We start from the raw sequence: 12,721 nt of genomic DNA, 5'->3' as shown, positions 1-12,721 counted from the left end.
CGCAAAGAAAAGTCGCGCATAGCTGTTATGGAATGATGCCCTTGTTGCGGGACAAGCGCAGCTGCCTGATCGAGGTCGGACGGGTCTTCAAGGGTAGCCCGGCCGAGGCTTATCTGATCCGCCTGTCCACGCCATGAAGATCGCAACCTACAACGTCAATGGTATCAACGGGCGGCTTGCGGTGCTGTTGCGCTGGCTCGCGCTTGCCGAGCCGGACCTGGTATGTTTGCAGGAGCTCAAGGCACCTGATGAGCGCTTCCCCGAAGCCGCCCTCCGCGACCTTGGCTATGAGGCGATCTGGCTAGGGCAGAAGAGCTGGAATGGGGTGGCGATTTTGAGCCGCGTCGGCGAGATCCACGAGACGCGCCGGGGGCTTCCGGGGGAGCCGGCGGATGTGCAGAGCCGCTACATCGAGGCTGCAGTAAACGGTGTGCTGATCGCCGGCCTCTATCTTCCCAACGGCAACCCGAGAACCGGCCCCAAGTTCGATTACAAGCTGCGATGGTTCGACAGGCTGCATGATCATCTTTCGACGCTTCTGGCTCTCGATGCGCCGGTGGTGATCGCTGGCGACTTCAACGTCATGCCGACCGATCTCGACGTCTATGTCCCTGACCGCTGGCGCGACGATGCGCTGTTCGCGCCGGAAGTTCGCGAGGCTTATGCGCGGCTGCTCGAGCTGGGCTGGACCGATGCCCTGCGGCATCTTCACCCTGACGAGCGCGTCTACACCTTTTGGAAATATTGGCGCAATTCGTTCGAGCGCAACGCGGGCCTGCGGATCGACCATATCCTTTTGAACGACAGGGCCGTAGCGCGGCTGATTTCGGCCGAGGTCGATCGCCGTCCGCGCGGCTGGGACAGGACCAGCGACCATGCCCCGGTTGTCGTGGAATTGGTCGACAAGCTCAAGCGCAAGCGAATGCCCTAGCCCTCCCCTTCAGGAAGGCCGGCATACCATTGTGCATAGGGGCCTGTGCGCGCGAGATGGCGATTAAGGTCGGGTGCGCCATCGCACCACCAGGCCGAGCCACGTTCGCCAAGCGCCACCTTGGCGCGATGGACCGCATCATGCGCGATTGCCTCGGCGGCAGCATCGGCTGCGCGCCGCGCCGCGCCGACGGCACGGCGAGCGTCCATCAGTTCCTTCACCAGGCGTTCACGCTCGTCAGGCTCGAGAGCAGGGTTGCTCATGCGCCAGAGCCGCCCGCGCACCGCGAAATACCGTCCGTCCGGCGTGATGGGATAGGAGCGGCTGCTCACAGCGTTCGGACCTTGTCAGAAATGCTGCGGAAGGTGATCGACCAGCGCGGCACCTCGATAGGGGCAATGCTATGTTCCCAAGCGTGACGTACTTCACCAGACAAATGATAGATGGAGCGCGGTGGCAGCGAGACTTTGGCGCGATCGAACCCGGCGGTCGTTCGACGGCGCAGGCGCAGAACAGCGTCATTGCCAAGCGAAATGCCCACGACATGCTCGAACACCGGCCTGTCCTTGTGCCAGCCGATGCCGGCACCTGGATCGTAGCGGATCAGCAGAGCCTGAGCGAGTTCGTCTGCTGCAAGCCCGGAAAAAGCAGCAGCGCGGCTTCGCACTTCGAGGAGCCAGTCCGGCATTGGTTCGGCTGGCGCGAAGCGGAGATGCTCGAAGTCATAGTTCCAGCCATAGCTATGGGTCAGGCGCTTCCCAGTCCATTGCTGGAACCGAAAGGGGGTGAGATTACTGCCATTGATATTAGCGATGAGCTCAGCTTCCTCCATTTTGGTCAGCAGATCGTCCCGCGCCGCAAGGCCAGGAACCACCGGCATGTCGAATAAATCTGACATCATCGTCATCCAGGCCATCGCGTGGTGGTGCATGAGGCGGTTGGGCTCATTTTGCTGATTGCGATATAGGATCGCTGGTTGCCGATTACAGTGGCGCAGCTATTTGCGACAGGCCACCGGTCCGAACGTGGCGAACACCCCCGCGGTGGGCAGCGTTCATCCCCATGGCGCGCGCCGATTTCCTGATCCAATGCAGTCACTGGCTGTCATTCGTGATCGGTCCCGCTGATTTCGCCTTGATCCTGTCTAATGAACGGAGAGGTTCCGCTCGTTGCTGCGCCCGGCTGGCTGTTCGAATTGCAGATATATGAGGAGAAATGACGATGCACCGTCAAGACGATGCCGCCTATTTTCGCAGGCGTGAGATTCAGGAGCTTGCCACGGCCGAGAAAATCGCAGGCCCTCTCGCCAAGCGGCTCCATTGTGAAATGGCGCAGCAATATGCGATGCGGGCGCGTTTGTCCGAGGACATGCCCCGCGCTCAGGGACCGCTATCGCAAAATGAGTAGGAAAGATCCGCCGATCGCTGCGGGGTTAACTCGACGACAGTTCCTACGGTAATATGGGGCCATGGAGGTCCATGTCGACGTCGCATTCGGGACGTTCGATTATATCATGGCTTTTGACTGTAGGATGGGCCGGTATGCGCGGTGGCGGCATTGTTGCCCGCTGCCTGATCTTCATTCATCTCCTCTGCTTGCCAGAAATTGTGGCACATGAAGATCGATAGTAAGAGAGAAATCACGATTCCCGCTATCAGCAAGACGGCCCTTCCCTTCTTGCGCGGCGACGAGGGGGCGGCCATCCATATCAAATCCTTCGGAAATGGCCTTTCTGCTCAAGCCCGTCCCTTGGTAACAGCCTGAGCTTTGTGCGCAGCACGCTTGCTTGTGTTCGTCTTGACAATGAATTGCGGGTTATCGCGGGAGGCTGCTACCTTGTGACCCTTGATATGGGTTGGGACCGTAACTTTCTTCGCCACAGTGCCATGCGCATCACCGCCAGGGCTTTTCCATGAAACCGCATCTCCAGCCTTCAGGGGCTTTTTCACCACGCCACCCGTGGATGCGATGATGATGAGATGTCCCGCTTGGCCATTGCCTCGATGACGGCCCGCATGAAGGGGGAAGCATTTTCGATCTCCTTCCCGGAGGCCGCCTCCCAAGTGTCGATCAGTTCCTTGTCAGTCATGAGCCCGACATCGTCCTCGTGCGTCTTTCGTACCGTGTCCGTCATGTTCCAATCCTTAGCTTCGCCTGGCTGTCAGCCGTCGTCCATGATGGCCCCGCCATCCTGTTCCTCTTCGAGCAGGATGGCGGAATCGGCATTAGCCGACAGGCGCACCTGATCGTTTTCCACCGCAGCCACCAGGCCGGTCGAGATGAAGTGATGATGGTCACCATGAGAACCGCTATCGGCCTTCACCATTTTGATCCTGTGACCTTCAAGCCGGTGCACGGTCCCGATGTGGACGCCATCAGCGCCGATTATGTTCATACGCTCAACTATGGCGGTCAGATCTGCCATGAACCGCACCGGGTCTGCCGGAGGCATTGGGTTGTGAGTCACGCTGCCATATCGATGTTGGCCGCGGCAGCATAATATTGTTCTTCGGCTTCGGCAGGAGGGATGTTGCCGATGGACTCCAGCAGCCGACGATGGTTGAACCAGTCGACCCATTCGAGCGTGGCATATTCGACTGCTTCGAAGCTGCGCCATGGTCCACGCCTGTGGATCACCTCAGCCTTGTAAAGGCCATTGATCGTCTCGGCCAAAGCGTTGTCATAGCTATCGCCGACGCTGCCGACTGAGGGTTCTATCCCGGCTTCGGCGAGACGCTCGGTGTACTTGATGGAGACGTATTGCGACCCGCGATCGCTATGATGGATGAGGCCGCCCCGATGGGCCGGCCGACGATCGTGAAGCGCCTGTTCCAGAGCATCGAGCACGAAGCTGGCATGGGCCGTTCTGCTGGCCCGCCAACCTACAATCCGCCGAGCATAGGTATCGATGACGAAGGCAACGTAGACGAACCCCGCCCAGGTCGCGACGTAGGTGAAGTCCGACACCCACAGCATGTTCGGCGCTGGCGCGTAGAACTTGCGGTTGACGTGATCGAGAGGGCATGGCGCCGCCTTGTCACTGATAGTTGTGCGCACCGGCTTGCCCCGGATCACCCCTGCCAAGCCCATCTCCCGCATCAACCGCGCGACTGTGCAGCGGGCGACCGGAAAGCCTTCCCGCATCATCTGCCGCCAGACCTTGCGCACGCCGTAGACCGCGAAGTTCTCGGCGAATACGCGCGCGACCTCGGGCTTCAGGGCGACGTCCCGCTGCGCCCGCGCCGACAGGCGTGTCGGATCCTGCCGCTTTGCGACGCGCTCGTGGTAAGTGGATGGGGCGATCGGCAGGACACGGCAGATCGGCTCGACCCCATAGGCATCGCGGTGATCGTCGATGAAGGCGATCATCGCCGGAACGGGCGGTCGAGCTCCGCCTGGGCAAAATATGCCGATGCCTTGCGCAGGATCTCATTGGCCTGTCGCAGCTCGCGGACCTCGCGCTCCAGTGCCTTCATCTTGTCGGCTACCTCGGTCGGGACGCCCGCGCGCTTGCCGCTGTCGACCTCAGCCTTCTTCACCCACTCATGCAGCGTCTGCGGAACGCAGCCGATCTTCTCCGCAATCGAAACCACCGCTGCCCAGCGAGAGGGGTAATCACGTTCGTGATCGATCACCATACGCACCGCGCGCTCGCGGACTTCCGGCGCAAACTTGTTCGTTGTCTTGCTCATACAGGCTCCACCTTCTCAGGAGTTGGAGCCTCCGGCAAACCCGGGGCGGTTCACCATGATCGTCTCCTGCATTTCAGATGTGCAAAGCGGTTTTGCCGGGGGCAACCGCGGCTGCGCGTGCGCTTAAACCTTCGGGTACCAACCTGCTAACGACGCGACTGTTCCGATAAAATCGGTTCAGGTGCCTCCCGCTTAACTTGTGTTGGATGGATTCGCCCTATTTTGCTTTTCGATCATCCTGAATTGGGGGCATCTCAATCGGGGCGCGCACCCATGCAGGCTAACCAGGGGCAATCGATCACCGGCAGAAGCAAGCGCCATTTCTCCGCCCGGGAACGCCTTTGTGCCAGCATGGTTGAGAAGGAAAGATATCAGGAGAGTATGATGGCAACGCACAGCTATTTGTCACCACTCGCCAAAACATCGAAACCCATATGCGGGGCGAGGAGCATGATCTCTTTCCTCGTCTCGAGTTGGCCCTAAAAAAAGGCAGATGGCGATGATCCTATGCGCCAGATGTATCGGGAAAGGCTCAAGCTGGCCTGACCCAGGCGGAGATTCTCTCGCTGGCGCCAGGTCGGTTCTTCAACTGCTATTTCTGCACAGCAAAAGGCGAAACTCGAGGACGTGGCGATGACACAGTGGATTACCGAGCTTGTTGGCCGGCTTGGTTATTTGGCTATCGCTCTATTGATGATGTTGGAAAATATCTTTCCACCGATACCATCCGAGGTGATCATGCCGCTTGCGGGATATTCGGCGGCAGACGGCAAACTCAATATCATTTTCGTCATCCTCTCTGGCACGGTCGGCACAAGCGCCGGCGCTTTCTTTTGGTGGTGGATAGCCAGCAAATTGGGCGAGCGGAGATTGAAAGGCTGGGCCGGCAGTCATGGTCGTTGGCTCACGCTCTCACCGGCAGAAATCGATCATATTGACGGGTGGTTCGAGCGACATCGTATCTGGGCGATCCCGATTGCCCATGTCATTCCGGGTTTTCGCACCCTCATATCCATACCTGCTGGCCTGTTCGGCACAAAATTGCCGCGTTTCCTGATGCTGACGATCATTGGCGCAACCGCGTGGAACAGCGTGCTTGCTGGGATGGGATATTGGCTTGAAGGCAAATCGGGAGCCGTAGATCAGTATCTGGGGACCGCCGGCATGGTAATCATGGGGGGTATCCTCCTCTACTATCTCTACCGCGTCTTCACTTTCCAGGCTCGAACCGACAATGCTTGAAGACGATCTCATGACGACGCTCGCAAGGCTCGGCCTGGCCACTGCACTGGGTCTGGCACTCGGTTTCGAGCGTGAGCGCCGCGGCCATGATGCCGGTCTTCGCACGCACGGGCTGGTTTCGCTCAGCTCCAGCATGCTGACCTTGTCGGCGCTCGAACTAGTGGAAAATCACGGTGAAGGTGACCCCGTAAGGGTGATACAGGGGCTTGCTCAGGCGATCGGCTTTATCGCCGGCGGCCTCATATTCGTGCGCGGCGGCGATGTCCGGAACATGACGACAGCCGCGAGTTTGTGGATGGCAGCAGCCATAGGAATCACTGCAGGTGCAGGTCAGTATCTCCTCGTGCTGGCTGGGACGGTTCTGGCCCTTTTGTTGCTCGTAGCAGCAACCCTGGTTGAACGCCTGTTTCCCCATCGCGACCCGGTGCCAGATCACGCTGACGATGACATTCAGATGCCCAACCGTCGTGGCACTGTTTCGCGCGGCAAAGCTCGGGACCCCCGCGACGCACGAGACAAGGCCAACAGCGCGGAGTAATCGGCGCTTCATGCGTCATGCAATTCAGCGGCTGCGTAGCAGGGTCGAGCTTGGCGGCGATGCATCTGGCCGAAAGAAGCTTAAGGCCGATAATGGCGATCGCGTGGATAGGCGCGGCAAACGCGCGATCAGCTATTGTCTCCCCATCCAATTTCTTAGTGAAGCAGATCAGTGATGCGCTGCTTCATGGCTTCCATCGAAAAGGGCTTGGTGAGGATGTGCATACCGGGATCAAGATGCCCATGGCTTAATACCGCATTCTCCGCATAACCGGTGATGAAGAGGATTTTAAGGTCCGGCCTTTTCACGCGGGCTGCGTCTGCCACCTGCCTGCCGTTCATTCCACCAGGCAAGCCGACATCCGTGATGAGCAGGTCCACTCGTGCATCGCTCTCCAGAATTTTTAGTCCTGCCGCGCCGTCTACGGCTTCAATCGCACCATAGCCAAGACCTTCCAGAATCTCGACGACCAGCATCCGCACGGTGGGTTCGTCGTCAATCACCAGAACGGTTTCGCCTTCCCGTGCTTGAAGCGCCAGCGCCGGCTCGGCTTCCGGTGTTACAGGGCTGCCCGCTTCCCCCAGATGGCGTGGAAGGTAGAGGCATACCGTCGAGCCGCGACCGAGCTCGGAATAGATCCGGGTTTGCCCACCGGACTGGCGCGTGAATCCATAGATCATCGAGAGGCCGAGCCCCGTTCCCATCCCTATGGGTTTCGTCGTGAAAAATGGATCGAAAGCCTTGGAGATTGTCTCCTTGCTCATCCCTGTGCCGGTTTCCGATACGCAGAGGGATACATTTTGCCCTGGCTCCATGTCCCGCTCGACAGCAGTCCGGCGATCCAGCCATCGGTTTCCTGTTTCGATCGTGATCTTCCCGCCATCGGGCATGGCGTCACGCGCATTGATGCACAGATTGAGAAGAGCATTCTCCAGCTGGCTCGGATCCACAAGGACCGGCCAAAGCCCTACGCCGTTGACCGCCTCCACCTCAATGGAGGGCCCCACGGTGCGCATGACGAGGTCGGCCATGCCATTCACGAGGTCGACAACGCAGGTTGGTTTTGGCGCGAGAGTCTGGCGGCGGGAAAAGGCCAACAGCCTGTGTGTCAGCGCGGCCGCGCGACGCGCGGCACCTTGCGCTGCGTATACATAGCGGTCCACATCCTCATGCCGACCCTGCGCCCGACGCATCTGGATCATCTCGAGCCCGCCCGTGATCCCGGTGAGCAGGTTGTTGAAGTCATGCGCCAGTCCACCCGTCAACTGCCCGACCGCCTCCATTTTTTGCGATGGGCGCAACGCTTCTCCGGCGGCTATCAGGTCTCGCGTTCTCTGCTCGACCTGTTGCTCGAGTGAGGCCGCCAGCTCGCGAAGTTCGATTTCAGCCCGTCGCCGTTCGGTAGCGATTCGGGTTCGTTCCGCGACTTCCCGGACGAAAGCGATCTCGTCGTCGAGCCATTCGCGCGCGGTGGCATGGTTAAGGTAGAGCAACGCGACGAGGCCGCCCTGCTCGGTGAGCGGCATATTGACCACTGCCTGCGCGCTTATGGCCTTGAGTGCATCAGCCCCCTCCACCGACCGCGGATCAAGGTCAGCGTCGGCGATGATGACGTCTTTTCCGCGCTTGAGATCCTCGATGTAGGATCCATAGTCCCGGAACTGCAGCACCCCGGCCAGGGACGATATGCCCTCGGCATTCCAATCGCGCTTGATCGTGATCGTCTCAAGAGCCGGATCAATGACGCCATAGCCTGCCCTGCTGACTTCCAGTGCCTCGCCCAATATCCGGGCTGCCGCAAAGGAGATGTCTGCAGGGTCCTGCACGTCGCGCACGACATCGCTCAGTGCGACCAGCGCGATGCGCATTCGCTCAGCGCGCCTCTGCTCTGTAACATCGGAAGATATGCCTGCAAGCCGCAAGGGTTTGCCGTCGGCGTTGAGAAACGGCTGACCGCGAGACGTCAGCCAGCGAATTTCACCCTCCGGGGTAACGATCCGGTAGGTGACGTCGAAATCCCCTCCCGTACGCCGTGTCAGGTCGATCGCATCGATGTTAGCCGCGCGATCGGCGGAATGAATGGCCGCGAGGCGGTCATCAAATGTAAACGGCTTTTCCGTGTCTACGCCAAACAGCGCCCGGCACGCAGGAGAGGTTGTGAGCTCTCCGGTTTCGAAATTGATACTCCAAGTCCCGAACTTTCCGGCGCGAAGGGCAAAATCGAGCTCGCGTTCCTGCTCGTTCTGGCGTTGGAGCCGGCTGGTGATTTCAGCCATGAGGGCAGCGTTCGAATTTTCGAGCCCCTCAAGGCGTTCGCGCTCCAGCGTCACGTCGACCTGGCTGGCGAAGAAATATGCGAGCGTTCCTGCTTCGTCGAATACGGGGGCAAGAAGGAGCCGGTTCCAAAATGGCTCCCCGGACTTACGATGATTGCGAATGTCGATCTCGATAGGGCGTATCGCCTCCACCGCATCGTGAATGGCCTGGACATCCGCCCGATCCGTCTCTGGTCCCTGTAAAAATCGGCAGTTGCGACCCAGAATTTCTTCGCGCTCGTAACCCGTCAGCCGACAGAAGGAGTCATTGGCGAACACCACCGGATTATCGTGCAGACGCGGATTGGTTATGATCATCGGCATGCGCGTGGCCCGCACCGCAGCTACGAAGGGATCCGTCCCTTTGTCGAGGCCCAGAACTTCAGCTTCAATCCTTTGCGCGTCGGCGGTGCCGTGTCCATTCGTCACTGTCTCGCTCATTCTTATGTCGATCCCGCCTACGCTTTTCGTTTTTGCCAGAAGCGAGGGAAGTAGAGTGCGGTTCCATCTCCATGGCATTGGAAAGCTTGAGGGCGTGACAGATTGAGGCGCTCGTAATCCCTGCAGGCAGCGCCTTTGGCTTTTCCTCTATCGAGATGGGTTGCGGTGGAGTGGCCCTTTTTGGAAGAAACGCTGGCACGCTGATTTCATAGTTAAGCGCATACGGTCGAACATAGGCAAAATTGTCGTTCACCACTGTATAGATCGGCGGTCGCTTATTGCCCGTCAGCTTGGTCAGGAACCCCATGACTGCGTCAATGGGCACACAACTGGAACTTAGCGCGCCGGAGCTCCATTTAGGATATGGAGGTCAAGGCGATGGCAAATGGTTGGGCGCCCGATGGCGCAGTGCAAGGCCAGATTGACGATACGATCAAGGACGCGGTGCAGCGTGCGCGGACGATGATGCCTGCCGGCGAGAGCGCGGTATATTGCGATGATTGCGGCGAGGAGATTCCCGAGCGACGCCGGCAGGCCTTACCTGGCACCCGGACCTGTGTTGCGTGCCAGTCCAAACGTGATAGGGCTGCCCGTTCTGTCGGGATCAATCGCCGTGGCAGCAAGGACAGTCAGCTGAAATAATTCACCGCAGACTTTGTCAGCCAGACAGTGGTTCAAGTGCAGATGAGTCGGAACACAGGGGGCACGCCCTGGCACATCATGACTTTGCGGTTCGGCATCGAACCTTCTTGTCGCCAAGCTCGACCCACACCGGCGCATGGTCGCTCGATATCTCCCAACCCCGCATATGAGCATCAACCGGCGCATCAATGCGCTGAGGATCGCGAAGCTCTTCTGGCCATGCCAGATGGAAGGATAGCCAAGATCGCAAAGCGCGCTCTGCAGGAACCTCTCCTCCGGCGCCTTGAGTTCCTGGAGCATGACGATGGCTGGCCCGGCTTCTGCTAGTCAGCGAAGCGGGACCGGCAAACGGCCGTTCACGCCTTTTACATTGCAGGTGGCGATCTTCACAAATCTGGCAGGACCTGGTCGGCACGGCCCCATTGCGCGAGTGCCTTGGACCGTGCTCGCTTCACCATCTCCATGGCATCGCCGATATGCCAGTGGGCCGGACTGTCCAGATCGCGCAACTCCTCCCAGCTGAGCGGCACGGCGATCGGCGCAAAGGGGCGCGAACGCGCGCTGTACGGCATGACGGCCGTGGCGCCGCGCTGGTTGCGAAGATAGTCGATGAAGATGCGTCCGGTACGCTTGGCCTTGGCCAGGGCCGCAGTGAACCGGTCGGGATCGGCCTGCGCAAGGGCCATGGCAAAGCGGTGCGCAAAATCCTTGACCACTGGCCATTGGGCGGTCGGCGTGAGCGGCGCGATGACATGAACTCCCTTGCCGCCGGTCACCATCGGGAAAGTTGCGAGACCCATCTGACCCAGCACGTCCTGAAGATGGGCAGCCGCCGAGACCACATCCTTGAACTCCACCCCCTCGTCGGGGTCGAGATCGAACACCAGTCGGTCGGCCATCTCGACGTCCTCGATCCGAGCGCCCCAGCCATGGAACTCGATCGTGCCCATCTGGACGCAGGTCAGAAGTCCGGCAGGCGTGTCCACGAACAGATAGGGCTCGTCATGCCCATCCTTCTCGCGGATCGCGACATGCCTGACTGCATCGCCGAAGCTGCCTGCATCATGTTTCTGGAAAAAGCATTTCTTGTCTCGGCCTTGCGGGCAGCGCACCAGGCTGAGCGGCCGGCTGCCGCTCCAGGGCAGCATGATCTCCGCAACAGCTTCATAATATTCGGCGAGCTGCCCCTTGGTGAGCTTGCCCTCGGGAAAGATGACGCGGTCGCGATTGCTGATCTTGACGGCACTGGTAGCGCCCGGAGCGGTGAGTTCGCCGACCAGCGCTTCGGTTTCGACCACCACCGCTTCGGGCTTTTTGTCCTCTCGAAGCCCCAAATAACTCGAATGGCGCAGCACGCCTTCGTCGGTGAATTCGATGAAGGCGACCTCGGCGACGAGTTTGGGCTTGATCCAGTGAGCGCCGCGCACGGCTGCTCGCGGTGCCTCCACCGTCGCAGTCTTCTGTTCTAGCGGCGCCATCAACGCCATCAGGCGCTCGATCTCGTCACCGGTGAACCCGGTCCCAACCTTGCCTGCGTATCGCAGCACGCCCTTCTCGTTCACCCCCAGCAGCAAGGCGCGAAAGCCCCGCTGCTTGTCGGAGGGGGTCCATCCGACGACGACAAACTCCTGCCGACGGATGCACTTGGTCTTCACCCAGCCCCCTGAGCGCGAGCCTGAATAGCGTGCGTCGATGCGCTTTGAGATGACCCCCTCCAGCCCCGCGTCGCAGAATCTGTCGAAGAGCTGCTCGCCGCGCCCGACGATATGGTCGGAATAGCGCAAATGCCCCCGACCCTCGCCAATCAACGCGGAGAGAAGCGCCTTGCGCTCCAGCAAGGGCCGTTGCGTCAGATCTTCCCCGTCAAGTTCGAGCAAATCAAATGCGAAATAATCGATCGCGTTTGGGTCGTCCTTGAGCGCTGCCTGCAAAGCCTGGAAACTGGTCCTGCCGTCGGGCAACACCACGACCGCTTCACCGTCGATCAGGGCGCTTTCAGCATCAAGCGTGACGGCGTCGCCGATCAGTCCGGCGAACCGGTCCGACCAGTCCAACCCCGAGCGCGTATAGGCGCGGCCTTCGCCATTTCCGATCGCCAGCAGCGTGCGGTATCCGTCATATTTGAGCTCGTGCAGCCAGCGATCACCCGGCGGCACATGGTCGACAAGAGTCGCCAGCTGCACGGGCTGGAACGGCGGCAGGATACGGGCTGCTTTCCTACGCTTCGTTGCCCTGGCAGGCTTCCTGGCTTGCGCCTCTACTGAGGCTGAGGCCGACGGCGATGCCTTGGACTTCAATCTTGCAATCGGTTTGCCCGCAGCGATCTCCTCCATCGTGCGCCCGCTATCTATGCTGGTCAGGTGGAGCCCGACCAGATCGTCCGAGCCGCCGGCAAAGGCATCCTTTACCTTGCGCAATATCCAATTCTCCCCCTTTCCCCTGCCGCGCGGTTTCATGCGAAAAAGGATCCATTCGCCCTGCATCCGGCGCCCATGAAGGATGAAATGGAGATGGCCTTCGGTCAGGGTCGCGCGCGGATCCTTGCCCGCGATCGGTTCCCACGTTCCGTTGTCCCACAGCATGACGGTTCCGCCACCATATTCACCCTTGGGGATGGTGCCCTCGAACCGGGCATAGTCGAGCGGATGGTCCTCGGTCCGCACAGCCAGCCTCTTGTCATCCGGGTTGGTACTGGGCCCGCGCGTGACGGCCCAGCTGAGAAGAACACCGTCCAGCTCCAGTCTGAAATCATAGTGTAGACGGGACGCGGCATGTTTCTGGACGACAAAGCCATTACCGGCGGCGGGCTGTGTCGCCCCGGAGGGTTCGGCGGTGCGCGCGAAATCACGCTTGGCGCGATAGGTGGCGAGCCTGTCCTCCTTCCTGGTCTGTACGTTCGGCATGTCGATTCCGGATCCCT

At 60.1% G+C, this 12,721-nt stretch carries 14 protein-coding genes and 1 other annotated feature; of the genes, 5 read left to right on the top strand and 9 right to left on the bottom strand.

Annotated elements, in window-relative coordinates; genetic code table 11:
* Positions 1 to 133: 133 nt before the first annotated feature.
* Positions 134 to 931, top strand: a complete 798-nt coding sequence (gene xth, locus ACI6S0_RS06400) for an exodeoxyribonuclease III (protein WP_313737344.1) — start codon at positions 134 to 136, stop codon at positions 929 to 931.
* Here the strand turns inward: xth and ACI6S0_RS06395 are convergent.
* Together ACI6S0_RS06395 and ACI6S0_RS06390 are read right to left on the bottom strand one after the other, a co-directional pair.
* Complete coding sequence (locus ACI6S0_RS06395) at positions 928 to 1,263, bottom strand: hypothetical protein (RefSeq protein WP_017502212.1); 336 nt, start codon at positions 1,261 to 1,263, stop codon at positions 928 to 930. The two genes, xth and ACI6S0_RS06395, sit on opposite strands and share 4 nt — an antisense overlap.
* Positions 1,260 to 1,862 carry an alpha-ketoglutarate-dependent dioxygenase AlkB gene (locus ACI6S0_RS06390; RefSeq protein WP_313337240.1) on the bottom strand — a complete coding sequence of 201 codons (603 nt, stop codon included), beginning with the start codon at positions 1,860 to 1,862 and terminating at the stop codon, positions 1,260 to 1,262. The genes ACI6S0_RS06395 and ACI6S0_RS06390 overlap by 4 nt, the downstream gene beginning before the upstream one ends.
* 284 nt (positions 1,863 to 2,146) lie before the next feature.
* On the opposite strand from ACI6S0_RS06390, the gene ACI6S0_RS06385 reads away from it, so the two are divergent.
* Positions 2,147 to 2,338: a hypothetical protein gene (locus ACI6S0_RS06385; RefSeq protein WP_017502214.1), complete on the top strand. Its 192-nt coding sequence runs from the start codon at positions 2,147 to 2,149 to the stop codon at positions 2,336 to 2,338.
* Positions 2,339 to 2,442: 104 nt separating this feature from the next.
* On the opposite strand, the gene ACI6S0_RS06380 is transcribed toward ACI6S0_RS06385, so the two are convergent.
* The 5 genes from ACI6S0_RS06380 to ACI6S0_RS06360 all read right to left on the bottom strand — a co-directional run bounded on the left by ACI6S0_RS06380 (position 2,443) and on the right by ACI6S0_RS06360 (position 4,623).
* Complete coding sequence (locus tag ACI6S0_RS06380; RefSeq protein WP_017502215.1) at positions 2,443 to 2,634, bottom strand: hypothetical protein; 192 nt, start codon at positions 2,632 to 2,634, stop codon at positions 2,443 to 2,445.
* 33 nt (positions 2,635 to 2,667) lie between these two features.
* Entirely contained in the window at positions 2,668 to 2,880 is a 213-nt protein-coding gene (locus ACI6S0_RS06375; protein WP_081600939.1) for a DUF2945 domain-containing protein, read from the bottom strand.
* On the bottom strand, positions 2,877 to 3,065 hold the full coding sequence (locus ACI6S0_RS06370) for a hypothetical protein (RefSeq protein WP_017502216.1): 189 nt from the start codon (positions 3,063 to 3,065) through the stop codon (positions 2,877 to 2,879). Before ACI6S0_RS06370 ends, ACI6S0_RS06375 begins: the two co-directional genes overlap by 4 nt.
* A 27-nt stretch (positions 3,066 to 3,092) precedes the next feature.
* Positions 3,093 to 3,356 (bottom strand): DUF2171 domain-containing protein, encoded by a 264-nt coding sequence (locus ACI6S0_RS06365; protein ID WP_026109392.1) that lies wholly within the window; start codon positions 3,354 to 3,356, stop codon positions 3,093 to 3,095.
* Positions 3,357 to 3,394: 38 nt separating this feature from the next.
* A protein-coding gene (locus tag ACI6S0_RS06360; protein WP_120249343.1) for an IS3 family transposase occupies positions 3,395 to 4,623 on the bottom strand; the annotation gives its coding sequence in 2 pieces (ribosomal slippage) (positions 3,395 to 4,335 and positions 4,335 to 4,623; 1,230 coding nt in all).
* Positions 4,226 to 4,342 (bottom strand) — a sequence feature (AL1L pseudoknot). Its footprint overlaps the gene before it by 117 nt.
* Before the next feature lie 633 nt (positions 4,624 to 5,256).
* On the opposite strand from ACI6S0_RS06360, the gene ACI6S0_RS06355 reads away from it, so the two are divergent.
* The gene (locus ACI6S0_RS06355) at positions 5,257 to 5,865 is read left to right on the top strand and encodes a DedA family protein (protein ID WP_017502219.1); all 609 of its coding nucleotides are present in this window, start codon (positions 5,257 to 5,259) and stop codon (positions 5,863 to 5,865) included.
* The gene (locus ACI6S0_RS06350) at positions 5,858 to 6,403 is read left to right on the top strand and encodes an MgtC/SapB family protein (protein ID WP_017502220.1); all 546 of its coding nucleotides are present in this window, start codon (positions 5,858 to 5,860) and stop codon (positions 6,401 to 6,403) included. Before ACI6S0_RS06355 ends, ACI6S0_RS06350 begins: the two co-directional genes overlap by 8 nt.
* 155 nt (positions 6,404 to 6,558) lie before the next feature.
* Here the strand turns inward: ACI6S0_RS06350 and ACI6S0_RS06345 are convergent, their stop codons facing one another.
* Positions 6,559 to 9,159 (bottom strand): PAS domain-containing protein, encoded by a 2,601-nt coding sequence (locus ACI6S0_RS06345; RefSeq protein ID WP_017502221.1) that lies wholly within the window; start codon positions 9,157 to 9,159, stop codon positions 6,559 to 6,561.
* Between the two features lie 378 nt (positions 9,160 to 9,537).
* Between ACI6S0_RS06345 and ACI6S0_RS06340 the strand changes: the two genes are divergently transcribed.
* Complete coding sequence (locus ACI6S0_RS06340) at positions 9,538 to 9,801, top strand: DksA/TraR family C4-type zinc finger protein (protein ID WP_026109393.1); 264 nt, start codon at positions 9,538 to 9,540, stop codon at positions 9,799 to 9,801.
* A 386-nt stretch (positions 9,802 to 10,187) separates the two neighbouring features.
* On the opposite strand, the gene ligD is transcribed toward ACI6S0_RS06340, so the two are convergent.
* Entirely contained in the window at positions 10,188 to 12,704 is a 2,517-nt protein-coding gene (gene ligD / locus ACI6S0_RS06335) for a DNA ligase D (RefSeq protein ID WP_017502223.1), read from the bottom strand.
* Positions 12,705 to 12,721: the final 17 nt, after the last annotated feature.

This window comes from Sphingobium sp. DN12, from assembly GCF_051058005.1.
GTDB classification, from domain to species: domain Bacteria; phylum Pseudomonadota; class Alphaproteobacteria; order Sphingomonadales; family Sphingomonadaceae; genus Sphingobium; species Sphingobium yanoikuyae.
Note: the sequence above shows the minus strand (reverse complement) of the source record. Positions and strands in the feature narration are given on the sequence as shown.

Coding starts and splice junctions, on each gene's coding strand:
- ACI6S0_RS06355 (WP_017502219.1), top strand. CDS start 5,257: ATGACACAGTGGATTACCGAGCTTGTTGGCCGGCTTGGTTATTTGGCT.
- ACI6S0_RS06370 (WP_017502216.1), bottom strand. CDS start 3,065: ATGACGGACACGGTACGAAAGACGCACGAGGACGATGTCGGGCTCATG.
- xth (WP_313737344.1), top strand. CDS start 134: ATGAAGATCGCAACCTACAACGTCAATGGTATCAACGGGCGGCTTGCG.
- ACI6S0_RS06380 (WP_017502215.1), bottom strand. CDS start 2,634: ATGGCCGCCCCCTCGTCGCCGCGCAAGAAGGGAAGGGCCGTCTTGCTG.
- ligD (WP_017502223.1), bottom strand. CDS start 12,704: ATGCCGAACGTACAGACCAGGAAGGAGGACAGGCTCGCCACCTATCGC.
- ACI6S0_RS06385 (WP_017502214.1), top strand. CDS start 2,147: ATGACGATGCACCGTCAAGACGATGCCGCCTATTTTCGCAGGCGTGAG.
- ACI6S0_RS06390 (WP_313337240.1), bottom strand. CDS start 1,862: ATGCACCACCACGCGATGGCCTGGATGACGATGATGTCAGATTTATTC.
- ACI6S0_RS06350 (WP_017502220.1), top strand. CDS start 5,858: ATGCTTGAAGACGATCTCATGACGACGCTCGCAAGGCTCGGCCTGGCC.
- ACI6S0_RS06340 (WP_026109393.1), top strand. CDS start 9,538: ATGGCAAATGGTTGGGCGCCCGATGGCGCAGTGCAAGGCCAGATTGAC.
- ACI6S0_RS06345 (WP_017502221.1), bottom strand. CDS start 9,159: ATGAGCGAGACAGTGACGAATGGACACGGCACCGCCGACGCGCAAAGG.
- ACI6S0_RS06365 (WP_026109392.1), bottom strand. CDS start 3,356: ATGGCAGATCTGACCGCCATAGTTGAGCGTATGAACATAATCGGCGCT.